Raw genomic sequence first — 26,991 nt, 5'->3', positions numbered from 1 at the left:
CCTGTTAACTAAATTTTTTTCAATTAGTTAACAGGGTGAAAAATGAGAATGAGTGTCAAACAGTTACGCGCGTTTTTAGCGGTAGCTCACACTCTCAATTTCGCGCACGCCAGCGAACGTCTGAATCTCTCCCAGCCGGCCCTGAGCCTGACGATTAAAGCGCTGGAGGACGCGCTCGGCGGACCGCTGCTGCAGCGGAGCACGCGCAAGGTCGCGCTGACGCAGGAGGGCGAGACGTTTTTACCTATGGCGCGCCAGCTGCTTGCCGACTGGGATAACGTCGAAGAGGCGATGCACCAGTGCTTTACGCTTCAGCGCGGTAAAATCTCGGTCGCGGCCATGCCGTCGTTTGCCGCGAACGTCTTGCCCGAGGTGCTGAAAGCGTTTCGCGATCGCCATGCCGGAATCAACGTCACCGTGCATGACGTGATTAACGAGCAGGTGATTGAGATGGTGCGGGAAGGGCGGGTCGAGATGGGCATTGCCTTTGAGCCCGCGCCCACGCACAACCTGCTGTTTACCCCGCTGGGCCTCGACCGGTTTGTTGCCATTGTGCCGAAAGATTCCCCGCTGGCGGGCAAAAAGCGTCTGACATGGGAAGAGCTGCTGACGCTGGATTTCATCACCCTCCAGCGCCCCTCAGCGGTGCGTCTGATGATGGAAGAAGAGCTGGCGCGAAGCGGCAGAAAGCTGGACGTGGCGCTGGAGAGTCATCAGCTGGTGACGGTCGGGCGAATGGTCGCGAGCGGGCTGGGCGGCAGCGCCGTTCCGGCGCTCTGCGAGGAGCAGATGACGGCGCTGGGCGCGGTCTGTATCCCGCTGGATAGCCCGCGGATTGAAAAGTGCATCGGGGCGATCCATCCAGGGCACACGCAGCTCTCTAAAGCGGCGCATGCCCTGCTGGAAACGCTGAAAGATTTTTACCAGCCCGATCAGGGGGCTAGAAACACCTGCGGCACGGCGCGAGCCGGATGCCTGCCGACGTGAACCTGCGCGCCGTACCAGCGCGCCAGCGCATCGGCGTGCAAAACGGCTTCCGGTTCTCCCTGGGAGACGATCCTGCCGCTGTGCAGCAGCAGGATGCGGTCCGCCCACAGCGCCGCCAGATTGAGGTCGTGCAGCACCACGCAAACGTGCAGATGTCCCCGGCCGGTCAGGGATTTCAGTAGACGCAGCAGATGCTGCTGGTGATAAAGATCCAGCGCAGACGTGGGTTCATCAAGGAACAGCCAGCCGCGCGGCGCGCCGTCGCACCAGAGCTGAGCCAGCGCGCGGGCAAGCTGAACGCGCTGCTGCTCGCCGCCGGAGAGCGCGGCAAACTGCCTGCCCGCCAGCGGTAAACAGCCGGTGACGGCCATAACCTCTTCGATAACCGACGCTTCAGGCGTGCGGGTCCAGGGCGCACGCCCCATACCGATGACCGCCTCAACCGGCCAGTCAAATCCGAGCTGCGTGTTCTGGCGCATCACCGCCCGGTAGCGTGAGAGCGTTTCCGGCTGCCAGGCCGCAAGCGGTGTACCCGCCAGGCTGCACCGTCCGTCCGCAGGTTTAAGATAGCCGGTCAGCAGCCGCAACAGCGTCGATTTCCCGGCGCCGTTGGGGCCAATCAGCGCCACCAGCTCGCCCTGGGATAAGGTCAGCGACACGTCGTGAATCAGCGTGCGTTGCCCGGCGCGAAAAACAAGGTTTTCTGCACAGTAGCGTTCAGCCATGCGCACCTCCGCGACGAAAGATAAGCCACAGGAACCACGGCGCGCCGAGAAGGCTGCTCAATAAGCCGACCGGCATTTCCGCCGGGGCGACCAGGCTGCGCGCCAGCGTATCGGCCACCAGCAGGAGCAGCGCACCGGCCAGCACCGAGCCGGGGAGCACGGCCCGATGGTCGGCTCCCAGCCACATGCGCACCAGGTGCGGCACCACCAGGCCGACAAAGCCGATCACGCCGCTGACCGCAACGGCGGCAGCCACCAGCAGGGCGCTGCACAACAGCAGGATCCGCTGCACGGCGGCAACTTCCACGCCGAGGTAATGCGCCTCTTCGTCCCCCAGCTGCAGCAGGTTGAGGGCGCCTGCCAGACGCCAGATAACCAGCGCGGTGGGGACCATCAGCGACGCGACGGCCAGCAGCGTTGACCACTGCGCCTGGCCGAGGCTGCCCATTCCCCAGAGCGACAGCTGGCGAAGCTGGGCATCATTGCTGAGCCACGACAGGACGCCTACGGCGGCGCCGCACAGGGCGTTGATGGCAATGCCCACCAGCAGCAGGCGCGACAGGGATGCGTCGCGCTGCCGGCTGAGCAGAAAAATGACGACGGTGGCGGCCAGCGCGCCGAGAAACGCCGCCAGCATTGGGGCATACAGCATCATCAGGGCAGGCAGCGAGAGCGGAATCACCACCCACAGCGCAACGGCAAGCGCAGCGCCGCTGCTGATGCCGAGCAGGCCCGGATCCGCCAGCGGGTTGCGAAACAGCCCCTGCATCACGCAGCCCGCCAGCGCCAGCGAACCGCCGATCGCCAGCGCCAGCAGCACGCGAGGCAGGCGGATCGTCAGCCAGATTTGACGCAGCGCCTCGTCCGTGCCGTTCCACAGCAGGCTGACCGGCAGGTGTAATGCCCCAACCCCGCTAGCTGCGAGCGTCATGATGGTCAGGATCGCGGCCAGCATCCATAGCGATAAGGCTATCCGCCGGGACATCAGGGCAGCTGCTCCGCTCTGGCACGCAGCTGCTGGATGGCTTGCGGCGTTCGCACGCTGAAGCCCAGCAGCGCCATATCGTCAATCGCCAGCACCTGCCTGTTGCGTCCTGCCGGGGTTTGCGCCAGGCCGGGCAGCGTCCACAGATTCGCTTCACCGCCAAGGGCGTTGATGCCGTCCTGAGAAATCACCACCAGGTCGGGTCGGCTGGCAATCACGCCTTCCTGAGACAGCGGCTGATAGCGGGTGAACCCCTGCATCGCGTTTTTGAGCCCCGCCGCACGAATGGCCGCGTCCGCACCGGTCTGTTGTCCGGCTGCCATGGCGGTCATCCCGCCGTGGTTGAGAATAAACAGCACCCGCTTATTGAGCGGTGAGGCGGGAAGCGCCGACAGCGCCTGACGCAGCGTCTTGCGCAGGGCTTCCCCCTCGGCCTCGCGGTGCGTCGCTTCAGCGACGATCCGCACCTTTTCGTCAATGACGTTCAGATCGTTACCGGCAGGAACAACGATTACCCTGACGTGGCTTTGCTCAACCTGCTTTAGCGCCAGAGACGGCTGCGCCTGGGCGCTGGCCAGCACCAGCGTGGGGCGCATGGATAAGATCCCTTCCGCGTTGAGCTGGCGCAGATAGCCCACGTCAGGCAGGTCGTTCGCCGCCTGCGGCCACTGGCTGGTGCTGTCGCGGGCCACCAGCGAAGACGCGGCGCCGAGAGCGTAGACAATCTCGGTAACGTCGCCGCCGAGGGTAACGATTTTCTCCTGCGGCGCAGCAAACGCCAGCAGGGGCAGGGCGCTGAGCAGGGCAAGCCACCGTTTCATGCGGCCAGCCCTTTCGCCGTTAAGGCGTCAATCTGGCTGCGCCACTGGCTCTGCTCCGGTTCGCCTTCCGTGCGCTGGCCGTACAGCTGGGCGATTTGCGTTCCGTCGGCGGCAAACAGCTCCAGGCTGGTAACATGCCCGTCAGCCGTCGGCTTGCGCGTGACCCACGTTTCCGCAATGGATCCTTCAAGCAGATGCAGGGTAAAGGTTGGGTTAAAGATGTTCAGCCAGCCTTTCATCGGCGTCAGCTTTTCCACCGCGCCGGTGAAGATCTGCACGCAGCCGCGGTTGCCGACGAAGACCATGATTTCGTTACCGTCCCGGCACGCCGTCTCCAGGAGCTGCGCCAGCGCGGTGTTTTCTACCCGACAGGCCAGATCGTCACCCACCAGGCGAAACGCCTGCTGGCGGCTGAGGTTATGGCGTTTGAGCAGGCTGAAGAACTGATGAACGTCGGTCATGGCGCGCCACTCTTTGTCCACAAGCGCGGCATCCGCGTTTTCAGCGTGAGCCGGTGCATCGGCCATCTTCAACGCCAGCGGCGGGTTGTCGGCAAAGATAAAGCGGGTCAGCACGTCGCCCCAGGCGGAAACGTCAGTGTTGTCCGTGGCGTAGACCTTCAGCAGAGCATCGCCCTGGTGGTCGAAGAACTGAATGCTCTGCCGCTCGCCGCGGGCGGTGGCTTCACTGATGTGAAACACGCTCGCCCACTGGTTGAGGAACAGGCGCAGATCCAGCGCGCGCGGGTTCAGCACCAGCCCGGCATGGCCGTTCAGGTGCTGGTTGGTGAAGGTCCCGACCTGCTCGTGAACGGCGAAGTCGTTGCGGCAGATGCATTTGGTTTCGCCCACCGCCTCCAGCGCGCTCAGGATCTCGCGGATTTCACCGCGCAGTCGCCAGGCGTCGTGGCCCACGCGGGCAAAGGTCAGCTCTGCTTCACTGATGTTCATTAACCCTGCGAGGTCGCGCGCGTACTTACCCGGATTGGCTTCTTTTAGCTCAAGCCAGCGCGTGTAGTGATTCATTGTCTCTTCCTTCTGAATAGTTGCCCCGAAGGGAATTACCACTGATAGCTTACGAAAATCTTGCCGTTACGACCGTCCTGCGGAATGCCCTGAGGTGACCAGTACGCTTTGTCAAAGGCATTGCCCAGCACCAGAGTGGTGGTCACGCCTTTGAGTCGCTCCTGGCCTTTGTAGCTCACGTAGAAATCGTTGACCGCATAGCCCGGCTGCTCGCTGTAGCTGCTGCTGATATGCGTTGAGCGATCGACAAAGGTGCCAATCCAGCCGACGGAGAACCCGCTTTGCGCCACCGGAACGTCCAGCTTGCTGGTAACGGTATCCGGATTAATGCTGGAGATATACTCGCCCGACTCGGTGTCTTTCCCGCGCGTGCGGTTATAGGCCAGATCGAGGCTGAAGAGGTCGGCCGAGTATTTTGCCATCATGTCCCAGCCCCAGATTTTGGCGTTCGGGACGTTGTACGACATGGTGGTTGCGGCGGCAAAATCGACGGTGGTGGAGATATAGTCTTTGGCTTTGGTATCGAAATAGCTGGCTTTAAACTCCAGCGCATCGTTGGCAAGCATCAGATCGTCAAAGCGCAGGCCAAAACCAAACTCCTGCGTTTCGTTGGTTTCCGGGCGCAGGTTCGGGTTTGGCACCCAGTAGTTGGTATAGAAGCGGCCAATGGAGAAGTGTTTGGCGTCGTTGTACATCTCACCCATGGTGGGCGCGCGGAACGCCTGCGCGTAAGAGCCAAACAGCATCAGCCAGTCGGTTGGGCTAACGGTTAACCCGGCGCGGGAAGACCACTTGTCGGCATCCACATCGTTGTAGCCGTCGCTGCTGCCGCGGTAGTTGTCATAGCGCGTGCCGCCCAGCAGGGTAACAGGCAGATCGCGCAGGGTGATCTCATCCTGCAGCCAGCCGGAGCTGAAGTCGATTTTCGCGTCCGGGAAGCCGGTGGTTGCTCCGCCCGGATGCTGCTCCTGACGATAGTATTCCCCGCCGTAGGTCAGAAGGTGTGCTGCAAAGGTGTCGCTGAACAGGCGGGTGCGGTTTTCCACCTTGCCGCCTTTGGTGGTCTGCTTGCGGAACTCACCGCTGCCGTCGATGTTCTGGGCATTAATGCGCGCTTCGGACCAGTAGACCTTCGCGTCGGCGTTCAGCCAGTCGTTACCTTCCGGGGCGATGCGGTAGCCCACCTGCGCGTCGCGCTGGATGGTGGAGCGATCGGTCATCGGGTTGCTGCTGTCCGTTCCGGCAGTTTGCGGGTTTTTCGGCTCCTGAGCGGCGTTGTTGTAGTAGCGCAGGGAGCCGCTCAGGGTCTGGGCCGGGTCGAGTTTCCAGCTACCTTTCGCCAGCATGTTGTTGATGGATTCGTCGTTAGGCGCGGATGCACCGTCGCTTTGGCGGATATCACCCCGATCCCGGCTGGACCAGGAGACCAGACCGTCCAGCGTATCGGTGCGGCCATAGGCGCTCGCCCCCATCCCGAGGCTGCGATCGCCCGTCGCGCCCGTTCCAAACACGCGGTAACCGCTGTTTTTACCCGGTTCGAGCAGATCTATCGCATCAGCGGTGTCATAGGAAATCACGCCGCCCAGCGCGCCGCTGCCGTACAGCAGGGCCGACGGGCCGCGAACCACTTCGATACGCTTAATTAGCGCCGGATCGAGGAACGTACTGTTCAGGTGGCCGGTATCGGTGCCCTGACGTACGCCGTCAACCAGCACCAGCACGCCGCGACGGTCATAGCCGCGCAGGTTCACGTCCTGCCCGTTGGTGCGCCCGGTGCCGTCCAGAGTCAGACCGGGGACGTTACGCAGCAGGTCGGCCGCCGAGCTGGCGGTTTGTTTCTCCGGCGCGCTGGCGTCAATCACGCTTACCATCATGGGCGCTTCAAAGGTGCTGCGGGCGTTGCCCGTGGCGGTGACGGTAATGTCGTCTGTGGCGGCGAACGCGACGCCCGGCAGGGTACTGACAATCGCCAGCGCCAGAAGTGACGGACGTAAAGATGCGGAAGGCAGGTGTGGCATAGCAACTCTCCATAAGAAGTGAAAAGCGCTGGCTGCCTGGGTGTTACCTGGGTGGCTGGCGAATTTTTAGGTGTTGTTTATTTTGTGAGGATCAGTTTTCCGGCATGGGTCTGGCGCAGAAGATAGCGCTGGCCGTCATGCTCGATAATGACCCGGCCCTCATCGCCGAGCAGGGTTTTGCTGTCTATCCGACGCTCGGCGGGGGCTGGTGCTGTGTGTTTTTTTGCTGGCGTTGCCGCGCTGTTATCCGTACGTGACATAATGTTTATAAATAGCAATCAATGTAACAATGATAATCATTATCAATAAACTGCAAATTCACGGCAAGCGTTTTTGTGAAAAAAGGGTGAGGGGATCAATATTGTGCAATAAAAAGCCCGGTGGCGGCTTCGCCTTACCGGGCCTACAACGGCAAGAAACGTAGGCCGGGTAAGCGCAGCGCCACCCGGCAGGATTTTAAAAGCGTGTGTCAACCGCAGCAGCCAGCTTCTCCAGCAGCAGCTCGCTGTCTTCCCAGCTCAGGCACGGGTCGGTGATCGACTGGCCGTACGCCATCTGCTGTCCGGCAACGATTTTCTGCGTGCCTTCTTTGATAAAGCTCTCCGCCATAATCCCTGCAACGGCGGTTGAACCGCTGCGGATCTGCTGGCAGATCTCATCGCAGACGTCCAGCTGGCGGCGATGCTGCTTCTGGCAGTTGCCGTGGCTGAAGTCCACCACCAGATGTTCCGGCAGGTCGAACTCGGCCAGGGTTTCACAGGCCGCCGCAATATCTTGTGCATGGTAATTGGGTTTCTTGCCGCCGCGCATAATGATGTGCCCGTACGGGTTACCGCTGGTCTGGTAGATGGTCATATGACCGCTTTTATCCGGCGACAGGAACATGTGGCTGGCACGGGCAGCGCGGATGGCATCAACCGCAATACGGGTATTGCCATCGGTCCCGTTTTTAAAGCCGACCGGACAGGAGAGGGCGGAGGCCATCTCGCGGTGGATTTGGCTTTCGGTAGTGCGTGCGCCAATCGCGCCCCAGCTGATCAGATCGGCGATAAACTGCCCGGTCACCATATCAAGAAACTCGGTCGCCGTCGGCACGCCCAGCTCGTTGACCTGCAAAAGCAGCTTCCGCGCCAGCTCGATACCGTGATTCACGCGATAGCTGCCGTTGAGGTCAGGATCGGAAATCAGCCCTTTCCAGCCCACCACGGTCCGCGGTTTTTCAAAGTAGGTGCGCATCACGATCTCAAGGCGATGCTGGTACTTATCCCGCAGGCCCTGAAGCCGTTTTGCATAGTCCATCGCGGCATCCAGATCGTGGATGGAGCAGGGACCAATCACCACCAGAAGACGCTTGTCTTCACCATTAAGGATTTTTTCAATGCGGCGGCGGGAGGCCGTCACGTGTTCCGCAACGGCAGCGGAAACAGGATGCCGCTGGGCCAGTTCAGCCGGCGTGACCAGGCTGTCAATGCGCGCAGTGCGGAGTTCATCGGTTTTATTCATGGAATGTCTCAGAAAATTTTTGCTTCATCGGCAGACTACCGGGAAGTGATGGGCATCACCTTAAACCAATCCCTGCTGATTTCAAGTTCGGGGCGACACCGCCCCGTGGTTGCCGATGATGATACCTGAATCTGAGTTAATGTACTAGCATGTTAGTACATGCGGCGGTTAAGTCCCATGATGTCGAGAATTTTGGTGGCAATTTCTTCCACCGAATAGTTGGTGCTGTTCAGCCATGGGATCTGATTTTTGCGGTACAGGGCTTCCACTTCGGAGACCTCCATTCGGCACTGGCGCATGGAGGCGTAGCGGCTGTTCTCGCGTCGCTCTTCGCGGATGGCCGCAAGGCGTTCCGGGTTGATCGTCAGGCCGAACAGCTTGTGCTGCAGCGGCTTAAGGGCGGCAGGCAGGACCAGGTTATCCATGTCATCAGCGATAAACGGGTAGTTTGCGGCGCGAATGCCAAACTGCATCGCCAGGTAGAGGCTGGTCGGCGTTTTGCCGCAGCGCGACACGCCAAGCAGGATCACCTGCGCCTGGTCGAGATTACGCAGAGAGATACCGTCGTCGTGCGCGAGGGTATAATCGATGGCGGCGATACGCGCGTCGTACTTGGTCAGGTTGCCGGGGTTCAGCCCGTGGGTACGGTGGGCGATAGGCGTTGGGTCGAGCTTAAGTTCGCTTTGCAGCGGAGCTACAAGCGCCTGCACGATATCCTGGCAGAAGCCTTCACTCTGCAAAATGATGGAGCGAATTTCGGGGATCACGATGGAGTAGAACACCAGCGGGCGGACGCCGGTCTGCTGGTAAATGGCGTCAATTTGATCCTTCACCGCTTTGGCACGGCTCTCATTTTCGACAAACGGCAGCGTAATGCTGTTGATCGATACGGGAAACTGCGACATCACCGCGTGGCCCAGCACCTCGGCGGTGATCGCCGTACCATCAGAAATATAAAAAACGTGACGATCGACAGCACTATCCATTTTACCCACCCTGAATATCAGACGTAATTGTCTGAAAGCATAAATTAAAAAAGTAATTTACACAGCAAAGAACTTATCCTAATTATGAATGAAACGCTGTTTTTGATTTTCCTGAAAAGTGGATTTCATTTTTCAAATAGCGACTTTATTTTTGGGATTTCTGGCTGAATATAGAGGAATCATCGGGTTAATCGTTGATGGGAAAGTATCCGAAAAGTTGAATTTTTAAATTGCTTACACGATTCACCGTTTTTTTAGCGGAAATAAATATGCCAGTATAAATACGTAGTCAGGTGTTACTTACTCCGATCAAATATCACAAAAGGATTGTTTCGATGTCCAACAATGGCTCGTCACCGCTGGTGCTTTGGTATAACCAACTCGGCATGAATGATGTAGACAGAGTTGGGGGCAAAAATGCCTCCCTGGGTGAAATGATTACAAATCTGTCGGGTATGGGTGTCTCCGTACCGAACGGGTTTGCCACCACCGCCGATGCCTTTAACCTGTTTTTAGACCAGAGCGGTGTTAACCAGCGCATTTACGACCTGCTGGATAAAACGGATATTGATGACGTCACCGAGCTTGCCAAAGCCGGGGCGCAGATCCGCCAGTGGATCATCGACACACCTTTCCAGCCGGAACTGGAAAAAGCCATTCACGACGCGTACAACCAGCTCTCTGCTGACGATGCGCAGGCCTCCTTTGCCGTGCGTTCCTCTGCAACCGCAGAAGATATGCCGGACGCCTCGTTTGCCGGGCAGCAGGAAACCTTCCTGAACGTCCAGGGTTACGATGCGGTGCTGGTGGCGGTGAAGCACGTGTTTGCTTCCCTGTTCAACGACCGTGCCATCTCCTATCGCGTGCACCAGGGCTACGACCATCGCGGCGTGGCGCTCTCCGCTGGCGTGCAGCGCATGGTGCGCTCGGACGTGGGCTCATCCGGCGTGATGTTCTCCATTGATACTGAATCCGGCTTCGACCAGGTGGTGTTTATCACCTCCGCGTGGGGGCTGGGTGAGATGGTCGTGCAGGGCGCGGTAAACCCTGACGAATTCTACGTCCACAAGCCTACGCTGGCCGCTGGCCGTCCGTCGGTGGTGCGCCGCACCATGGGCTCGAAAAAAATCCGCATGATCTATGCCCCGACCCAGGAGCATGGCAAGCAGGTTAAAATTGAAGATGTACCGCAGGAGCAGCGCGACCGCTTCTCTCTGACCGATGCCGAAGTGCAGGAGCTGGCGAAGCAGGCGGTGCAGATTGAAAAACACTACGGCCGTCCGATGGATATCGAATGGGCGAAAGACGGGAACACCGGCAAGCTGTTTATCGTGCAGGCGCGCCCGGAAACCGTCCGCTCACGCGGTCAGGTGATGGAGCGTTATACGCTGCACGCGCAGGGAAAAATCGTCGCGGAAGGCCGTGCTATCGGTCACCGCATCGGTGCCGGCCCGGTTAAAGTGATCCACGACATCAGCGAGATGAACCGTATTGAGCCGGGCGACGTGCTGGTAACCGACATGACCGACCCGGACTGGGAACCGATCATGAAGAAAGCGGCGGCTATCGTCACCAACCGCGGCGGTCGTACCTGTCATGCGGCGATCATTGCCCGCGAGCTGGGTATCCCTGCGGTTGTCGGCTGCGGTGACGCTACCGAGCGCATGAAGGACGGACAGAACGTGACCGTCTCCTGTGCCGAAGGCGATACCGGCTACGTGTATGCCGATATTCTCGACTTCAGCGTGAAGAGCTCCAGCGTGGATACCATGCCGGACCTGCCGCTGAAGATCATGATGAACGTCGGTAACCCGGACCGCGCGTTCGACTTCGCCTGCCTGCCGAACGAAGGCGTAGGCTTGGCGCGCCTGGAGTTTATCATCAACCGTATGATCGGCGTTCACCCGCGTGCGCTGCTGGAGTTTGACGACCAGGAGCCGAAGCTGCAGAACGAAATCCGCGAGATGATGAAAGGCTACGACTCGCCGAAAGAGTTCTACGTCGGCCGTCTGACCGAAGGGATCGCGACGCTGGGTGCCGCCTTCTATCCGAAACGCGTGATCGTACGTCTGTCTGACTTTAAGTCTAACGAATACGCCAACCTGGTCGGCGGCGAGCGCTACGAGCCGGAAGAAGAGAACCCGATGCTGGGCTTCCGCGGGGCCGGACGCTACGTGTCTGACAGCTTCCGCGACTGCTTCGCGCTGGAGTGTGAGGCGGTGAAGCGCGTGCGCAACGACATGGGGCTGACCAACGTCGAAATTATGATCCCGTTCGTGCGTACCGTGGATCAGGCGAAAGCCGTTGTGGACGAGCTGGCGCGTCAGGGGCTGAAGCGCGGCGAGAACGGGCTGAAGATTATTATGATGTGTGAGATCCCGTCCAACGCCCTGCTGGCCGAGCAGTTCCTCGAGCACTTCGACGGCTTCTCTATCGGTTCGAACGACATGACGCAGCTGACGCTGGGTCTGGACCGCGACTCCGGCGTGGTCTCCGAGCTGTTCGACGAGCGCAACGAGGCGGTGAAAGCGCTGCTCTCCATGTCCATCCGCGCCGCGAAGAAGCAGGGTAAATACGTCGGGATCTGCGGTCAGGGTCCATCCGACCATGAAGACTTTGCCGCATGGCTGATGGAAGAGGGGATCGATAGCCTGTCCCTGAACCCGGACACCGTGGTGCAAACCTGGCTGAGCCTGGCGGAACTTAATAAATAACCGCTTAAAAGCGGATAAAGGCGAGGAGATATCTTCTCGCCTTTTTTATTTCCTCCCGAATATGCTCCCCATCACAAATAAAGTAAAAAACCAAATATCATAATTTGTCTGTCAATTTAGACAATTGTTAGCGCGCAACGCGTTGCTAATACTTGAGCCTTACTGCGCATTTCCCTTCAGATGATGCGCAACTGGTTGAAATACGTTTTAACCTGATAAAAAGGCAAATAACAATGACACTCTCCTCTGTATTGCGTACCAAAGATAAAATAGGTTATGGCTTAGGTGATATGGCCAGCGCGCTGGTCTGGCAAACGGCAACGTTATTTCTCGCTTATTTCTATACGGACGTTTTTGGGCTGCCCGCCGCGATTATGGGCACCATGTTTTTAGTGGTGCGCGTGGTTGATGCGTTTGTCGACCCGTGCATTGGCGCCCTGGTGGATCGCACTCAGACGCGTCACGGACGCTTCCGTCCCTGGCTGCTGTGGTTTGCCATCCCGTTTGGCGTGAGCTGCCTCATTACCTTCTATGTGCCGGACGTTGGGCCGACGGCGAAAATCGTTTATGCCTGCCTGACCTACGCGATTTTAAGCCTGATTTATTCCGCCATTAACGTGCCTTACTGCGCCATGCCCGGCGCGCTGACGCTGGATCCGCGCGAGCGTCACTCCCTGCAGTCGTGGCGCTTTGGCCTGTCGTTTATCGGCGGGTTGATTGTGACGGTGATTGCCCTGCCGCTGGTCTCACTGTTAGGCCAGGGCAACGTGCAGAAAGGCTATTTCTATGCCATGAGCCTGATGGGGCTGCTGGGCATTGTGCTCTTTTTCTGCTGTTTCCTCATGACCCGCGAGCGTTATTCCCCACGCAATGATACCTCCGGCTCGATGCTCACCGATTTAAAACTGCTGGCCGGCAACAGCCAGTGGCGCATTGTTTTCCTGTTTAATATTTTGCTGTTAACGGCGGTGGTGACGCGCGGTTCCGCCACCATGTATTACGTGAACTACGTGCTGTTGCGCCCGGAGCTGGTTTTTGCCTTTATTGTTTCCGGAATGGTGGCCTCCTTAAGCGGCGCATTATTATCTGAACGGCTGCTGGGGAAATTTGACCGCGTGCGCGCCTACCAGTGGACCATTATTTCCTTCGTGATTTTCGGCGCGCTGATTTTCTTCCTGCCGCCTTCGCAGGTGTGGCTGATTTTTGGCCTCAACATCGTCTTTAGCTTTGTACAAAATCTCACCACGCCGCTGCAGTGGACCATGTTCTCCGATGTGGTCGACTACGAAGAACATCGCAGCGGCCGTCGTCTGGACGGGCTGGTCTTTTCCACCGCGCTGTTTGCCATCAAATTCGGCCTGGCGCTGGGCGGCGCGGTGGTCGGCTGGGTGCTTGGCATGGTGGACTACGCCCCGGGACAGGCAACCCAGGCACCCCACGTACTCTCTACGATTAACGCGCTGTTCACCCTTATCCCTTGCGCGCTGTTCCTCTGCATGGTCGCGCTGCTTTCAATCTACAAGCTTAACAGCCGGCTGGTGGATTCCATCGCCCGGGAGCTGGCCAGCAAGCGTGAAGTCAGACCCGAAGCGGGGCAGCTCAGCCCGGCAACCCCTTCCGCACTACAGGAGTAAAACATGACAGCTATCTATAAGGACGCGGGACGTCCCGTGCACGAGCGCGTCGCCGATTTACTGGCGCGTATGACCCCGGAAGAGAAGTTCGCCCAGATGCATGCGTACTGGCTGATCCTCGATGAAAACGGCAACCACCGCGAGCGCAGCGACCTCAGCGATGAATTCGCCGGCGTGAGCGAGCAGGCTGCGCTGAGCGAACGGCTCAAGCTTGGCGTCGGACAGATCACCCGTCCTCTGGGTACCCACATTGTTGATGCAAAAACCGGCGTGCGCGCAGCGAACCGCCTGCAGCGCATGATGATGGAGGAGACGCGCCTCGGCATTCCGGCCTTGTTCCATGAAGAGTGTCTGGTGGGACTGCTGTGCAAAGACGCCACCCTGTTCCCGTCGTCGCTGAACTACGGATCGACCTGGGATCCGGAACTGGTGCAGCGCGCGGCAGAGCAGATCGGTAAAGAGGCGCGATCCGTAGGCTGCCAGCAGGGGCTGGCGCCGGTGCTGGACGTGTCCCGCGACGTGCGCTGGGGGCGGACCGAAGAGACCTTCGGCGAAGATCCGTGGCTGGTTGGGGTGATGGCAACCGCCTACGTGAAAGGATTGCAGGGCGATAAGCGCGACCTGCTGGCAACCCTGAAACATTACGTGGGCCATTCGTTCAGCGAAGGGGCGCGCAACCATGCCCCGGTGCACCTGGGGTTCAGCGAGCTGAACGACACCTTCCTGCTGCCGTTTGAAATGGCGGTGAAGCTGGCAAACGCCGGGTCGGTGATGCCGGCCTACCACGATATTGATAACCAGCCGGGGCACAGCGACAGCTTCCTGCTGACTACCGTCCTGCGCGAACAGTGGGGATTCGACGGGATTATTGTCGCGGATTACGGCGGCGTCAGCCTGCTGCACCAGCATCATGGAATTTCCCACGATGCGGCCGAATCAGCTGCGCTGGCGTTCAACGCCGGGCTGGACGTTGAGCTGCCGAAAGACGACTGCGCGCGCCATCTGGCGGAAGCGGTAGAGCGCGGGCTGATCTCTATGGCGAAAGTGGATGAGATCGTGGCGCGCGTGCTGACCGAAAAATTCCGCCTGGGCCTGTTTGAAAAGCCGTACGCGGATGAAAACGGTATCGATCTGCAAAATGACAACACACGGCAGGTTGCGCGGGAGGTGGCGACGAAATCGCTCACGCTGCTGGAAAACAACGGTATTTTACCGCTCGGCGGCAAACCTCGCGTGGCGGTAGTGGGGCCGACGGCAGACGATCCGCTGGCGTTACTCAGCGGCTACAGCTTCCCGGTGCATCTGATCATCAGCGATATGGTGGAAGAGACCTCGCAGGTCACGACCCCGCGCGTAGCGCTGGAGCATTACCTTGGCGCGTCTCAGGTCCGTTACGCCAAAGGATGTCACATCATCGAGAAGCGGATGGCGGGCGCGCCGGTCTTCCCGGGCGACAGCGGCGGCAAACCGATGCAGCAGTCGCCGGTTTCACTAAGCACCGCACTGATCCCCGAGGCGGTAAACGCCGCGCAGGAAAGTGACGTGGTGGTCGCCTGCGTGGGCGATCTTGCCGGGCTGTTCCAGAGCGGCACCGTGGGGGAAGGTTCCGATACCGATTCCCTGAACCTGCCGGGCGTGCAGCAACAGCTGCTGGAGGCGCTGGTGGCGACGGGCAAACCGGTGATCGTCGTGATGACCGGTGGGCGCCCGTATAACCTTCAGGGGCTGGAGGATAAGGTCGCGGCGCTGTTGGTGGCGTGGGCGCCGGGGCAGGAAGGGGGCTGGGCGATTGCGGACGTGTTAACCGGACGTGCGGAACCGCAGGGGCGTCTGGTAGTGAGCGTACCGAAAAGCGCCGGGGCAATGCCGTATTACTACAATCATAAGCTCAAAAGCGGCGGCACGCCGTTTGCGTTACACTTCGGTTCACGTTATCCGTTTGGCTTCGGCCTCGGCTGGACGACGTTTAGCTGGGGGGCTGCCCGCGTTGCAGAAAGCAGCGTGCCGGTCGACGGCGAGGTGACGCTGAGCGTAGATATCACCAATTCCGGAGAACGCAGCGGCAGTGAGGTGGTACAGGTTTACGTCAGGGATAGGGTCGCCACCCAGGTGCGACCGCTTCAGGAGCTGAAGGCCTTCCAGCGCGTCACGCTCTCGCCGGGCGAAACCGCCACGCTTAGCTTTACGCTACCGGTTGAGATGTTCAACTTTACCCGCCGGGACGGGAAACGCATCGTTGAGCCGGGCGAGTTTGAACTGCAGGTTGGCGCATCGTCGGCGGATATCCGCGAGGCGTTGACGGTTAATGTGACAGGGGAAACGCGGGTGCTGCCTGCCGAGTGGCGAATGCTCAGTACCTGTGAGGTTAAGCGCGCGTAGTCAGGATAAAAAAAAGCCCATCGTGGGAGATGGGCAAAGACTACACACAGCAATTCGTTGTTTCACTCAGGGGATTTCCATGCTTATAAATCAAGGTGTTGATCTATAACCGTGTCCTAATAGTAGGCATGTCCTCTTTTAGCGTCGATCGGATTCGTCTCAATAGTTAAAGAGACGTAAAGATTTTTTAAGGTGAATAGCGGACTTAGAGCAATAAAGGCGGGTCTGACCAGTGTGCAACGAATAAATACTTTAGCAGCGTTAAAGTATTGTGAGGGGGAATGTAGGCCGGGTAAGCGTTCGCGCCACCCGGCAAAAAAACTTAATGCGTGTTCTTCTCTTCCAGCTCTTCCAGTTCGCTCAAAATCACGTCCGGGTCTGTTCCCGGAGGCGGAATTTCATGCACCCAGGCAGAGAACAGACGCCAGGTGACGGCGAGCAGCACCGGGCCAATAAACAGGCCTATCATGCCAAAGGCAATCAATCCGCCAATGACCCCGGAGAGGATCAGAATCAGCGGCAGGTCTGCACCCATGCGGATGAGTATCGGACGAATGACGTTATCCATGGTGCCGACCACGCAGCTCCAGACCAGCAGCACCGTTCCCCACGTGGTATCACCCGTCCAGTACAGCCAGATAATACTAGGGACCAGAACCAGCAGCGGTCCCAGTTGCGCAAGACAGGTCATCAGCATGACAACGGTGAACACGGTGGCGTACGGTACGCCGGAAATCGCCAGACCAATACCGCCCAGCACCGCCTGCACCAGCGCGGTCACCACCACGCCCAGCGCCACCGCGCGCACGGCCTGCGCAGCCAGCAGTACCGCCGCGTCACCGCGTTTGCCCGCCAGGCGGGTGGCAAAGTGACGAACGCCTAAAGCCACCTGCTCGCCGCGCCAGTAGAGCAGGGCGCTGAAGAGCAGCATCAGCGTACAGTGCATCATAAACCGGCCGATATGCGCCGCCTGACCCACAAACCAGGTCGTGGTCGTGCCAATGTACGGGCGGACTTTTGCCATCAGCGCGCTGCCGCCCATCTCCAGCAGGCTATGCCAGCCGCTGTAGAGCTTGGCGCCCACTACCGGAATGCTGTTCAGCCAGGCGAGATCCGGCAGCGTCAGGTCACCGCTGCTAATAGCGCGAATAACGGGGCCGCTGGAATCCACCAGGCTATTCACCAGCAGGGCAATCGGAATAATAAACAGCAGGAACAGCAGGAGCGTCATGACCAGCACGGCTAACCCGCGACGGCCAAACAGCAGCTTCTGCAAGCGCAGCAGCAAAGGCCACGTGGCGACGACAACCGTCGCAGCCCACGCAAAGCCGAGAATAAAGGGTTGAACAATCCACAGACACGCAATAATCATGAGGGCCAGAAACAGCACCGACAGCAAAATTTGCGCAACATCCCTGGGCTGGCGAAGATTGACCATAAATGAAACTTTCCTTAAAAGAACGCCAGTACGACTGGCGGGAACGGAAAACCGCGTCTCTCTAATCATTGATGATCTGAGCGGTTTTTAACAGGCGGATTTTGCCTGTAATTCAGCAGAGATTATAAGAAAAAAATGTGATAAAACTTTTAAGATACACGCAAACGATTTCATACAACTCTAATTAGGGTCGACAGTCATGATCCCACAGATTTCTCAAGCACCTGGCGTCGTTCAGCTGGTGCTTAATTTTTTGCAAGCACTGGAGCAACAGGGTTTTACAGGTGATACCGCCACGAACTATGCCGACAGGCTGACGATGGCGACCGATAACAGTATCTACCAGCTTCTTCCCGATGCCGTCGTTTTCCCTCGTTCAACGGCCGACGTGGCGCTTATCGCCCGGCTGGCAACGCAGGAGCGGTTTGCCTCGCTGGTCTTTACGCCGCGCGGCGGCGGCACCGGGACCAATGGTCAGGCGCTGAACCAGGGCATCATTGTTGATATGTCGCGCTATATGAACCGCATCATTGAGATCAACCCGGAAGAGGGATGGGTGCGGGTCGAAGCGGGCGTCATCAAGGATCAGCTTAACCAGTACCTCAAGCCTTACGGCTACTTTTTTGCCCCGGAGCTTTCCACCAGTAACCGCGCGACCCTTGGCGGGATGATCAACACGGATGCCTCCGGGCAGGGCTCGCTGGTCTACGGTAAAACCTCCGATCACGTGCTGGGCGTGCGCGCCGTTCTGCTGGGCGGCGATATTCTCGATACCCAGCCGATGCCGGTCGAACTGGCGGAAACCCTGGGTAAAGACAACACCGCCAGCGGGCGCATCTATCGTACCGTGCTGGAGCGCTGCCGCGACAACCGCCAGCTTATCCTCGATAAATTCCCGAAACTAAACCGCTTCCTGACCGGGTACGATCTGCGTCACGTCTTTAACGACGACCTGACCCAGTTTGATTTAACCCGCGTGCTGACCGGCTCCGAAGGGACGCTGGCGTTTATTACCGAAGCGCGGCTGGATATTACCCGGTTGCCGAAAGTGCGTCGTCTGGTGAACGTCAAATATGACTCCTTCGACTCCGCGCTGCGCAATGCGCCGTTTATGGTGGAAGCGAAAGCGCTGTCGGTGGAAACGGTCGACTCCAAAGTGCTCAACCTGGCTCGGGAAGACATAGTCTGGCACTCCGTCAGCGAGCTGATTACCGACGTGCCGGATAAAGAGATGCTCGGCCTCAATATCGTAGAGTTCGCCGGCGACGATGCGGAGTTGATTGAGAGCCAGGTCACCACGCTCTGCCAGCGGCTGGATGAGCTGATTGCGCAGGGCCAGGGCGGCGTGATCGGCTGGCAGCTCTGTAACGATTTGCCCGGGATTGAGCGTATCTATGCGATGCGTAAAAAAGCCGTGGGCCTGCTCGGCAATGCGAAAGGGGCGGCGAAGCCGATTCCCTTTGCCGAAGATACCTGCGTGCCGCCTGAGCATCTGGCGGATTATATCGTTGAGTTTCGCGCCCTGCTGGACAGCCACGGCCTGAGCTACGGCATGTTCGGCCACGTCGACGCCGGGGTACTGCACGTGCGTCCGGCGCTGGATATGTGCGACCCGCAGCAGGAGATCCTGATGAAGCAGATCTCCGACGACGTGGTGGCCTTAACCGCCAAATACGGCGGTCTGCTGTGGGGGGAGCACGGGAAAGGGTTCCGCGCGGAATATAGCCCGGCATTCTTCGGCGAACAGCTCTACGCGGAGTTGCGGAAGGTGAAAGCGGCCTTCGACCCGCATAACCGCCTTAACCCGGGTAAAATCTGCCCGCCTGAAGGTGTTGATGCCCCGATGCTGCAGGTGGATGCCGTCAAGCGCGGCACGTACGACAGACAGATCCCGATTGCGGTGCGCTCCTCCTGGCGCGGCGCGATGGAGTGTAACGGCAACGGCCTGTGCTTTAACTTTGATGTGAAAAGCCCTATGTGCCCGTCGATGAAAATCACCAGCAACCGTATCCACTCGCCGAAAGGGAGGGCGACGCTGGTTCGCGAGTGGCTGCGTCTGCTGGCCGACCGCGGGGTGGACCCGCTCAGGCTGGAGCAGGAGCTGCCGGAAAAACGGGCCAGCCTGCGCTCGCTGATTGAGCGCACCCGCAACAGCTGGCATGCCAACAAGGGCGAGTACGATTTCTCCCATGAGGTGAAAGAGGCGATGTCCGGCTGCCTGGCCTGCAAAGCCTGCTCCACCCAGTGCCCGATCAAAATCGACGTGCCGGAATTCCGCTCGCGTTTCCTGCAGCTTTATCACACCCGATATCTCCGCCCGGTGCGCGACCATCTGGTGGCGACGGTGGAAAGCTACGCGCCGCTGATGGCGCGTGCGCCAAAGACCTTCAACTTCTTTATAAACCAGCCGCTGGTGCGTAAGCTCTCCGAAAAACATATCGGCATGGTCGATCTGCCGCTGCTGTCGGTCCCGTCTCTGCAGCGCCAGCTCGTCGGTCACCGTTCGGCAAACATGACCCTGGAACAGCTGGAGGCGCTGAGCCCTGAGCAGAAAGCCCAGGTGGTGCTGGTGGTGCAGGATCCGTTCACCAGCTACTACGATGCGCAGGTTGTGGCCGATTTCGTCCGTCTGGCGGAGAAAGTAGGTTACCAGCCTGTGGTTCTGCCGTTCTCTCCGAACGGCAAGGCGCAGCACATAAAGGGTTTCCTGAACCGTTTTGCGAAGACCGCGCAGAAAACGTCTGACTTCTTAAACCGCGTGGCGCAGCTCGGAATACCGATGGTCGGCGTCGATCCGGCGCTGGTCCTTTGCTATCGCGATGAATACAAGCAGACGCTGGGCGATAGGCGCGGCGATTTTAACGTGATGCTGGTACACGAGTGGCTGCCGATGGCGCTGGAAGGCAAAGCTGTTCAGGATGTCAGCGGTGAACCGTGGTATCTGTTCGGCCACTGCACGGAAGTGACCGCGCTGCCGGGTGCCCCCGCGCAGTGGGCGTCTGTTTTTGCCCGCTTCGGTGCGAAGCTGGAGAGCGTCAACGTAGGCTGCTGCGGCATGGCCGGAACCTACGGACACGAAGTGAAAAACCACGCCAACTCGCTCGGCATCTATGAGTTGTCCTGGCATCAGGCGATGCAGCGTTTGCCGCGAAACCGCTGTCTGGCGACGGGGTACTCCTGCCGCAGCCAGGTAAAACGGGTAGAAGGTAACGGCGTACGTCACCCATTGCAGGCTTTACTGGAGATAATTGGATGATCTGGAAACGTGCCGTGACGCTGCAGGCGCTGAACGCCATGGGCGAGGGAAATATGGTGGGGCTGCTGGATATCCAGTTTATCCGCATTGGCGACGATGAGATTGAGGCCACCATGCCCGTCGATAGTCGCACCCACCAGCCGTTTGGTTTATTGCACGGCGGAGCGTCCGTCGTGCTGGCCGAAACGCTGGGCTCGGTGGCGGGGTATCTCTGTACCGAAGGGGAGCAGAAGGTTGTCGGACTCGAGGTGAATGCAAACCACATTCGCTCGGTGCGCAGCGGGCGCGTACGCGGTATTTGCCGCGCGCTGCACGCCGGAAGCCGCCATCAGGTGTGGCAGATAGATATTCTCGATGAGCAGGATCGCCTGTGTTGCTCGTCGCGGCTGACCACGGCGGTTGTGTAAAGTTTTCAGATGTTTTGCCTTTGGTCAAAAACTAGCCAGCGCGTTGTGATATACTGGTCAGGTTTTGTACATAAGCGAGGACATCATGGATACTGAAATAACCCCAACGCAGCTGGCAATTGAATATTTACGTCGCGATAAGAGCAACCTGTCTCCGGCGCAGTACCTGAAAAAGCTGAAACAGCTTGAGCTGGAGTTTACGGATTTGCTGGCGCTCTCTTCGAATGAGCTGAAAGAAGAGATCTACTTTGCCTGGCGGTTGGGCGTTCACGTCCATTGAGTACATGAGAATAAAAGGGCCGCGAATGCGGCCTTTTTTGTGTCTGAAATTCAGTATCGGCGGTGAAGCCACCCGACATTTTCTTTAGACATTCACCGCGTTAATCAGCCGCGACTTCATGGACTGATACGCCGACGCCGCAAAATCCTCCGCCCAGCGCTGATCCTCAATCGCCTCCAGCTGCACCGCGCAGTACTTCGTTTCCGGGGTTTTGGAGATGGGATCGAGGTTATCCTGGGTCAGCTCGTTGCAGGCACCAATCCACCACTGATAGGTCATATAGACGGCTCCAGCGTTGATACGCCCGCTGATGCTGGCGCGGGTAATCACTTTGCCGCGACGCGAGCGCACCCAGACAAGTTGACCCTCCGTGATGCCCAGCGTTTCCGCATCGGCAGGGTTCATTTGCACCCGGCCCGGCTCGTCGGCCAGACTCTGCAGCGCGGCGCAGTTCCCGGTCATCGAGCGGCAGGAGTAGTGCCCCACCTCGCGTACCGTACACAGCACCAGCGGGAAATCCGTATCCGGGGTTTCCGCCGGCGCGCGCCACGGGGCGGCGAAGAGCTGCCCTTTACCGGTTGGGGTGTCGAACTGATTGTCTTTGTACAGGTACGGCGTACCCGGATGATCCAGCGTCGGGCACGGCCACTGCACGTGGCCCATCTCGCCCATTTTTTCATACGTCACGCCGTAGAAGAGAGGGCACAGCTCGCGCATCTCATCCCAGATCTGCTGGTTGGAGTCATAATGCATCGGGTAGCCCATCTCGGTGGCGAGCAGGCTGATGATCTCCCAGTCGCGTTTCACGTTGCCGCTGGCGTCGATGGCTTTGCCGAAGCGCTGAAACCCGCGATCGGCACAGGTAAAGACGCCGCCGTGTTCACCCCACGAGGTGGCCGGGAGCAGAACGTCCGCCACCTCTGCCGTTTTGGTCATAAAGATGTCCTGAACCACGACAAAGTCGAGCGCCTCAAAACCGCTGCGAACGAGACCGAGATCGGCTTCGGTCTGAAGCGGATCTTCCCCCATGATGTAGTAGGCCTTGACCTTGCCTTCCAGCGCCAGATGAGGCACCTCGGTAATGCGCGTCCCGACCCGATCGTCCATTTTGTTGACGTCAATTCCCCAGGCGTCGGCGAACTTCTGCCTGACCGCCGGATCGGTCACATCCTGATAGCCGGGGAACATATTCGGCAGAACGCCCATGTCGCAGGCGCCCTGGACGTTGTTTTGACCGCGTACCGGCCCGACGCCGACGGCGGGGCGACCGAGGTTGCCGGTCAGCAGCGCCAGGCTGGAAAGCCCTTTGACCACATCCACAGCCTGACCAAACTGGGTCACGCCCATACCCCACATCACGGTGGCGGAAGGGGCCGCCGCGAAGGTGCGCATTGCCTGGCGGACGTCGCGGGCGGGAATGCCGGTAAGATGTTCGACCTTCTCCGGGGCATAGTCTTTCACCGTCTGGCGGTAGGCCTCAAGCCCTTCCGTAAAGCGCGCCACGTAGCTTTTGTCGTAGAGCTCTTCTTCCAGCAACACATAGCCAAAGGCGTTAACCAGCGCCATGTTGCTGCCGTTTTTCAGCTGCAGATGCTGGTCGGCAATACGCGCCGTTTCAATGCGCCGCGGATCGCAGACGATAATTTTCGCGCCGTTTTCACGCGCTTTCAGCACGCGGCGGGCAACGATAGGGTGGGAATCCGCGCAGTTATAGCCAAACACCAGCAGGCATTTTGAGTTTTCAATATCGTTGATTGAGTTGCTCATCGCGCCGTTGCCGAGCGTTTCCTGTAAACCGGCCACGGAAGGGCCGTGACAGACGCGCGCGCAGCAGTCCACGTTGTTGGTGTTCAGCACCGCGCGGGCAAACTTTTGCATCACGTAGTTGGTTTCATTGCCGGTTCCGCGGGAGGAGCCGGTGGTCATGATTGACCGTGGCCCGTGCTGCGCTTTAATGCTGCTGAGCTTGTTAGCGGTGTAGCGGATCGCCTCTTCCCAGGTTACGGGGGTGAATGCTTCGCCTTTGTGGTAGCGGATCATCGGCTGGGTGAGGCGAGGGGTGAGCAGACGGGTATCGTTAAGGAAGTCCCAGCCGTAAAAGCCTTTCAGACATAAGGTGCCCTGGTTTGTGACCCCCTCTGCCGCTTCGGCACGGATGATACGATTATTTTCAACGATAAGGTTCAATTTACAGCCTGCACCGCAGTACGGGCAGACGCTGGCGATCTTTTTCATCAATAACAGACCTGTTAAGAAATGAAGCAAAGTTGACTGGAAATCCAGTCCCGTATGCGGAGGTAAGCAGGAACTGTGCCAGTTTGATATTGCTGGTTTAACAGGGTGTTAAGCGGGATAAACGCGTGTCATCGTCAGGCCGATCGTCAGTTTTGACGATGACACGTTAGGGGCGTGGCGTGCAGGAACTTAGAGATCGTCCATCGTGTAACCCACCACGATTTCCAGCGTCTTGCGAATCACATCCGCCTGAACCACGTCGTGAGTGGCTTCCAGCGTCTGAATGAGCCAGAGGATGATCGCCTTATTAGACAGATGCCCCTCGGAGGCCAGAACACAGCGTACTGCAGTAGAAAAAATAGCGGACTCTTCAGCAAAACGATCGCCTGCATGACGGAAATATTCCGCCAGCGCACTGTCTAAAAAAGCAGAGTGGTATTCGGGTTGAAGCTGAATATTTTGTCTCATTTGTTCTCACCGTAGCTGTTAATTGCAGTCAATGTATTTTTTTGGGGTCGGACGGTTTTCCACTTCCAAATAACGGCACAACATTGTCTCTGTTATCGTTGAGAGGTCCCTCTCTTTTCGTTCGTCCTTGCGCGGTTCTGCGACGTGTAAAGGCGATGCTGTTTGAGCCGATCTCGGCAATCACCACCGCAAGTGTCTCCCGCCGCCGGGGATCCTTTTCATGTTCTTTCATTACCCGCAGACGCTGCAGCAATCCTTCGGTTGTCACTGGCCCCCGCTCTTTCAGAAGAGAAAGAACGGCTTCACCGATAAGCGTGTCGATCAGTCGGTCTGCGTCACTGCTATTCATCACGTTACCGTTCGAAGAGCAGACCAAGCAGCATGTGGTAATGCTCTTCCTCTTCTGGCCCATCGGCCTTTTCAAGGCGACTGAGCAGTTTGGTACAGAGCGATTTGCGATTGAGATTTCGCCCGTCGCTGAGGATTTCGACAACTACCTGTCCCAGCGTCTCTTGTTGAGTAGGTAGCGCGGCCTTTTCGAAGTACTGTGCGATCGCTGCTGCGGAATCTGTGGCGTAACCTTTCTGCTGCATGTTTCGCTCCTGTAAAATTTTGTAATCAGTAACGTTACATTTAAGGTATACATAATTTTCAAATCTGTACATCTAAAATGTACAGATTTTTAAATTTTTTACGATATATTTTATAAATAACTTATTTTTCATATTGTTATGTGAGGTGGGTGAAGCGGTGGTGGTGCAGGATATATTGTACAAAAGGCGCGGGTGCTGGTAAGTTGTACAGCCGAGGAAAAAGGTCTCATTAACTGCTGTAAATGGTTGAGATGTAAATTATTTGTCAGGCAATTAATGTGCTATAAATGTACCTTCCCCACGTCTTTCGTGGTCAAAACCCTAACCCCAGGAATAGCATGCTCACAACCATCATTTACCGCAGTCATATCTGCGAGGACGTTCCAGTGAAGGCGCTGGAAGCAATGGTCGCTGCTGCAAATAGTAAAAACCGGCATTCCAACGTCACGGGGATCCTGCTGTTTAACGGCACGCATTTTTTTCAACTGCTTGAAGGGCCGGTTGAGCAGGTTTCGGCTATCTATGAGCAGATCTGCAACGACCCGCGCCACCATAACGTGGTCGAGTTAATGCGCGATCACGGGCCTGTCCGGCGTTTTGGCAACGTGGGTATGGAGCTTTTTGATTTGCGCCACTTCGACAGGGACGAAGTGCTGCAGCAGGTGCTCAATAAGGGGACGTCACGCTATCAGCTGACCTACAACGACCGCCCTCTGCAGTTTTTCCGCACCTTTGTCGAGGCCACGGAAAAAGCGAACTATTTTGAACTGCCGCCTGCGGACTCATGGGAATTCGTTCGCGAAGAAACGCGCTTGTCCGCGCAGCCTGAGGTGGTCGCGAAGGGGGCGAATTGCAGCTTCGCGTTCCAGCCGATAGTCGATCCGTTTATGCAGCAGGTTGTCTCCTGGGAGGCGCTTCTCCGCACCCCGTCCGGCGACTCGCCGGGGGCCTATTTCGCCAGCCTTCCGCATGAGGAAGTGTACGCGTCTGATTTGCAAAGCAAGCAGGTGGCGCTCTCCATGGCCAGCGCGCTGGGGCTACAGGACCAGACGTTATCCCTTAACCTGCTGCCTATGACGCTGGTTAACATTCCCAACGCCGTGGACTTTCTGCTCTCCGCGATAGAAGCAAATGGGTTTGTGCCCGAGCAAATCGTGGTGGAGTTCACCGAGAGCGAAGCCATTTCCCGTTTTGATGAATTCACGGATTCGGTCAGGCAGTTAAAAAGCGCGGGTATCAGCGTGACGATCGATCACTTTGGTGCCGGTTTTGCCGGGCTGCAGCTGCTGGCTCAGTTCCAGCCGGACAGAATTAAGATTAATCGCGATCTGGTCGCGAACGTGCATAAAAGTGGCCCTAGACAGGCCATTATTCAGGCGATTATCAAATGCTGCTCCTCGCTTGAGATCCAGTTCTGCGCGGTAGGTGTAGAGAAGGCGGAAGAGTGGATGTGGCTGGAATCCGCGGGAATTTCCCAGTTCCAGGGACATCTTTTTGCCAGCCCACGACACGGCGGTATTCCCGCTATTGCCTGGCCGGAGAAAAAGTTCGACTTATGATAATGCTGTACACAATCGGACAGAGTTAACTGTACGAACGGCAAATTTTATACAACAATGTATTAACAGGTGAAGGGAGAAGCATCCCATTCACCTGAGCAAAATGCGGTCTTAGTTATACAAATGGTGTGTACAATCTGATAAGGTTGGTGCAGTTAGGTATGGAAGTTCTGAGCGTGAGGGAGTTAATGGCCTATTACAGTATCGGCGAAGTGGCCGAACGATGCGGTATCAACCCCGTTACGCTGCGTGCCTGGCAGCGCCGTTATGGATTGTTGAAGCCGCAGCGAAGCGAAGGGGGGCATCGTCAGTTTGACGATGAAGATATCCTCCGCATAGAAGAGATCAAGCGCCTGATGAAAAGCGGCGTCTCGGTCGGAAAAGTCAAAGCCTTGCTGGAAAACAAGGAAGTTCTGACTCAGGGCAACTGGGTCTCGTTCCAGGAAGAGATGATGACCGTTCTGCGCTACGCCAGCCCGGCAAAGCTGCGCGCCAAAATGGGCGAATTCCGCCGCGATCACCCGATAGATGCCCTGATTGACAATATTATTTCTCCCGTCCGTCAGCGCATGAATCAGGATCAAAACACCGTGCGTCACATGGCGAGCCTGTTTGACGGTGTCCTGATCGAATTCGCGATTGCAAGCCTGGCGGAGTCCCGCAAAAAAGCCGGTAAAGACGCGCTCCTGATTGGCTGGGAATGCGATGACCGCACCCACCTCTGGCTGGAAGCCGCGCGCCTGTCGCAGAAGGGCTGGCACATTGACGTCCTGGCAGAACCGATTGATTCGCCGCGTCCTGAACTTTTCCCGGGGCAAAAAATCTTCGTCTGGACGGGGAAATCCCCCACGCCTCGCCAGCAGGAACAGCTCGACCACTGGCGTGAGCAGGGTTTTGCTGTCTCATTCCATCACTGAGTGTAAGAGGCCTTGAGGGCCTTTTTTTGTTTTTATCACTTTCTGCGCAAAAGCTATCTCA

At 58.1% G+C, this 26,991-nt stretch carries 22 protein-coding genes and 1 other RNA gene; 9 read left to right on the top strand and 14 right to left on the bottom strand.

The window, feature by feature from the left end:
- Positions 1-42 precede the first annotated feature (42 nt).
- The gene (locus tag RVY89_RS09535) at positions 43-987 is read left to right on the top strand and encodes a LysR family transcriptional regulator (RefSeq protein ID WP_484827642.1); all 945 of its coding nucleotides are present in this window, start codon (positions 43-45) and stop codon (positions 985-987) included.
- Here RVY89_RS09535 and RVY89_RS09530 read toward each other — a convergent pair.
- From RVY89_RS09530 to ppsR, 8 genes are all read right to left on the bottom strand, one after another.
- Positions 933-1,712: a heme ABC transporter ATP-binding protein gene (locus tag RVY89_RS09530; RefSeq protein WP_484827641.1), complete on the bottom strand. Its 780-nt coding sequence runs from the start codon at positions 1,710-1,712 to the stop codon at positions 933-935. The genes RVY89_RS09535 and RVY89_RS09530 overlap by 55 nt on opposite strands.
- Positions 1,705-2,697: a FecCD family ABC transporter permease gene (locus RVY89_RS09525; protein ID WP_484827640.1), complete on the bottom strand. Its 993-nt coding sequence runs from the start codon at positions 2,695-2,697 to the stop codon at positions 1,705-1,707. The genes RVY89_RS09530 and RVY89_RS09525 overlap by 8 nt, the downstream gene beginning before the upstream one ends.
- Entirely contained in the window at positions 2,697-3,518 is an 822-nt protein-coding gene (locus tag RVY89_RS09520; protein ID WP_484827639.1) for a heme/hemin ABC transporter substrate-binding protein, read from the bottom strand. The genes RVY89_RS09525 and RVY89_RS09520 overlap by 1 nt, the downstream gene beginning before the upstream one ends.
- Entirely contained in the window at positions 3,515-4,543 is a 1,029-nt protein-coding gene (chuS, locus tag RVY89_RS09515; protein ID WP_484827638.1) for a hematinate-forming heme oxygenase ChuS, read from the bottom strand. The genes RVY89_RS09520 and chuS overlap by 4 nt, the downstream gene beginning before the upstream one ends.
- Before the next feature lie 35 nt (positions 4,544-4,578).
- Positions 4,579-6,561 (bottom strand): TonB-dependent hemoglobin/transferrin/lactoferrin family receptor, encoded by a 1,983-nt coding sequence (locus RVY89_RS09510; RefSeq protein ID WP_484827637.1) that lies wholly within the window; start codon positions 6,559-6,561, stop codon positions 4,579-4,581.
- Positions 6,562-6,638: 77 nt separating this feature from the next.
- Positions 6,639-6,821: a hemin uptake protein HemP gene (gene hemP, locus RVY89_RS09505; protein ID WP_252031239.1), complete on the bottom strand. Its 183-nt coding sequence runs from the start codon at positions 6,819-6,821 to the stop codon at positions 6,639-6,641.
- A gap of 196 nt (positions 6,822-7,017) precedes the next feature.
- Complete coding sequence (gene aroH / locus RVY89_RS09500; RefSeq protein WP_126786165.1) at positions 7,018-8,064, bottom strand: 3-deoxy-7-phosphoheptulonate synthase AroH; 1,047 nt, start codon at positions 8,062-8,064, stop codon at positions 7,018-7,020.
- 152 nt (positions 8,065-8,216) lie between these two features.
- Positions 8,217-9,050 (bottom strand): posphoenolpyruvate synthetase regulatory kinase/phosphorylase PpsR, encoded by an 834-nt coding sequence (ppsR, locus tag RVY89_RS09495; RefSeq protein WP_023311315.1) that lies wholly within the window; start codon positions 9,048-9,050, stop codon positions 8,217-8,219.
- Positions 9,051-9,385: 335 nt separating this feature from the next.
- Between ppsR and ppsA the strand changes: the two genes are divergently transcribed.
- The 3 genes from ppsA to RVY89_RS09480 all read left to right on the top strand — a co-directional run bounded on the left by ppsA (position 9,386) and on the right by RVY89_RS09480 (position 15,777).
- On the top strand, positions 9,386-11,764 hold the full coding sequence (gene ppsA, locus RVY89_RS09490) for a phosphoenolpyruvate synthase (RefSeq protein WP_420278147.1): 2,379 nt from the start codon (positions 9,386-9,388) through the stop codon (positions 11,762-11,764).
- Between the two features lie 233 nt (positions 11,765-11,997).
- Positions 11,998-13,398 carry an MFS transporter gene (locus RVY89_RS09485; RefSeq protein ID WP_484827636.1) on the top strand — a complete coding sequence of 467 codons (1,401 nt, stop codon included), beginning with the start codon at positions 11,998-12,000 and terminating at the stop codon, positions 13,396-13,398.
- 3 nt (positions 13,399-13,401) lie between these two features.
- The gene (locus RVY89_RS09480; RefSeq protein ID WP_484827635.1) at positions 13,402-15,777 is read left to right on the top strand and encodes a glycoside hydrolase family 3 N-terminal domain-containing protein; all 2,376 of its coding nucleotides are present in this window, start codon (positions 13,402-13,404) and stop codon (positions 15,775-15,777) included.
- A 5-nt stretch (positions 15,778-15,782) separates the two neighbouring features.
- Here RVY89_RS09480 and rprA read toward each other — a convergent pair.
- An RNA gene (rprA, locus tag RVY89_RS09475) (antisense sRNA RprA) lies at positions 15,783-15,890 on the bottom strand.
- Positions 15,891-16,099: 209 nt separating this feature from the next.
- Positions 16,100-17,215, bottom strand: a complete 1,116-nt coding sequence (gene ydiK / locus RVY89_RS09470; RefSeq protein ID WP_045910283.1) for an AI-2E family transporter YdiK — start codon at positions 17,213-17,215, stop codon at positions 16,100-16,102.
- Between the two features lie 199 nt (positions 17,216-17,414).
- Here ydiK and ydiJ point away from each other — a divergent pair, with 199 nt between their 5' ends.
- From ydiJ to RVY89_RS09455, 3 genes are all read left to right on the top strand, one after another.
- Complete coding sequence (gene ydiJ, locus RVY89_RS09465) at positions 17,415-20,471, top strand: D-2-hydroxyglutarate dehydrogenase YdiJ (RefSeq protein WP_484827634.1); 3,057 nt, start codon at positions 17,415-17,417, stop codon at positions 20,469-20,471.
- Entirely contained in the window at positions 20,468-20,878 is a 411-nt protein-coding gene (gene menI / locus RVY89_RS09460; RefSeq protein WP_029739768.1) for a 1,4-dihydroxy-2-naphthoyl-CoA hydrolase, read from the top strand. Before ydiJ ends, menI begins: the two co-directional genes overlap by 4 nt.
- 85 nt (positions 20,879-20,963) lie before the next feature.
- Positions 20,964-21,158: a YdiH family protein gene (locus RVY89_RS09455; protein ID WP_003857766.1), complete on the top strand. Its 195-nt coding sequence runs from the start codon at positions 20,964-20,966 to the stop codon at positions 21,156-21,158.
- 84 nt (positions 21,159-21,242) lie between these two features.
- Here the strand turns inward: RVY89_RS09455 and fdhF are convergent, their stop codons facing one another.
- The 4 genes from fdhF to ycgZ all read right to left on the bottom strand — a co-directional run bounded on the left by fdhF (position 21,243) and on the right by ycgZ (position 24,454).
- On the bottom strand, positions 21,243-23,393 hold the full coding sequence (gene fdhF / locus RVY89_RS09450) for a formate dehydrogenase subunit alpha (RefSeq protein WP_484827633.1): 2,151 nt from the start codon (positions 23,391-23,393) through the stop codon (positions 21,243-21,245).
- A 189-nt stretch (positions 23,394-23,582) separates the two neighbouring features.
- Positions 23,583-23,861: a biofilm/acid-resistance regulator YmgB/AriR gene (locus RVY89_RS09445; protein WP_048977426.1), complete on the bottom strand. Its 279-nt coding sequence runs from the start codon at positions 23,859-23,861 to the stop codon at positions 23,583-23,585.
- 28 nt (positions 23,862-23,889) lie between these two features.
- Positions 23,890-24,210 carry a hypothetical protein gene (locus RVY89_RS09440; RefSeq protein ID WP_371897656.1) on the bottom strand — a complete coding sequence of 107 codons (321 nt, stop codon included), beginning with the start codon at positions 24,208-24,210 and terminating at the stop codon, positions 23,890-23,892.
- Positions 24,211-24,214: 4 nt separating this feature from the next.
- On the bottom strand, positions 24,215-24,454 hold the full coding sequence (ycgZ, locus tag RVY89_RS09435) for a regulatory protein YcgZ (protein ID WP_024909397.1): 240 nt from the start codon (positions 24,452-24,454) through the stop codon (positions 24,215-24,217).
- A gap of 338 nt (positions 24,455-24,792) precedes the next feature.
- Here ycgZ and RVY89_RS09430 point away from each other — a divergent pair, with 338 nt between their 5' ends.
- Together RVY89_RS09430 and RVY89_RS09425 are read left to right on the top strand one after the other, a co-directional pair.
- Positions 24,793-26,013, top strand: coding sequence for a diguanylate phosphodiesterase (locus RVY89_RS09430; protein WP_484827632.1), 1,221 nt, complete (start codon positions 24,793-24,795; stop codon positions 26,011-26,013).
- 188 nt (positions 26,014-26,201) lie between these two features.
- Positions 26,202-26,930, top strand: a complete 729-nt coding sequence (locus RVY89_RS09425; protein WP_484827631.1) for a MerR family transcriptional regulator — start codon at positions 26,202-26,204, stop codon at positions 26,928-26,930.
- The last annotated feature ends 61 nt before the right edge of the window (positions 26,931-26,991 follow it).

This window comes from Enterobacter sp. 3U4 (assembly GCF_057224565.1).
The sequence above is the reverse complement of the archived record's forward strand: the minus strand, read 5'-3'. Positions and strand labels throughout refer to the sequence as shown.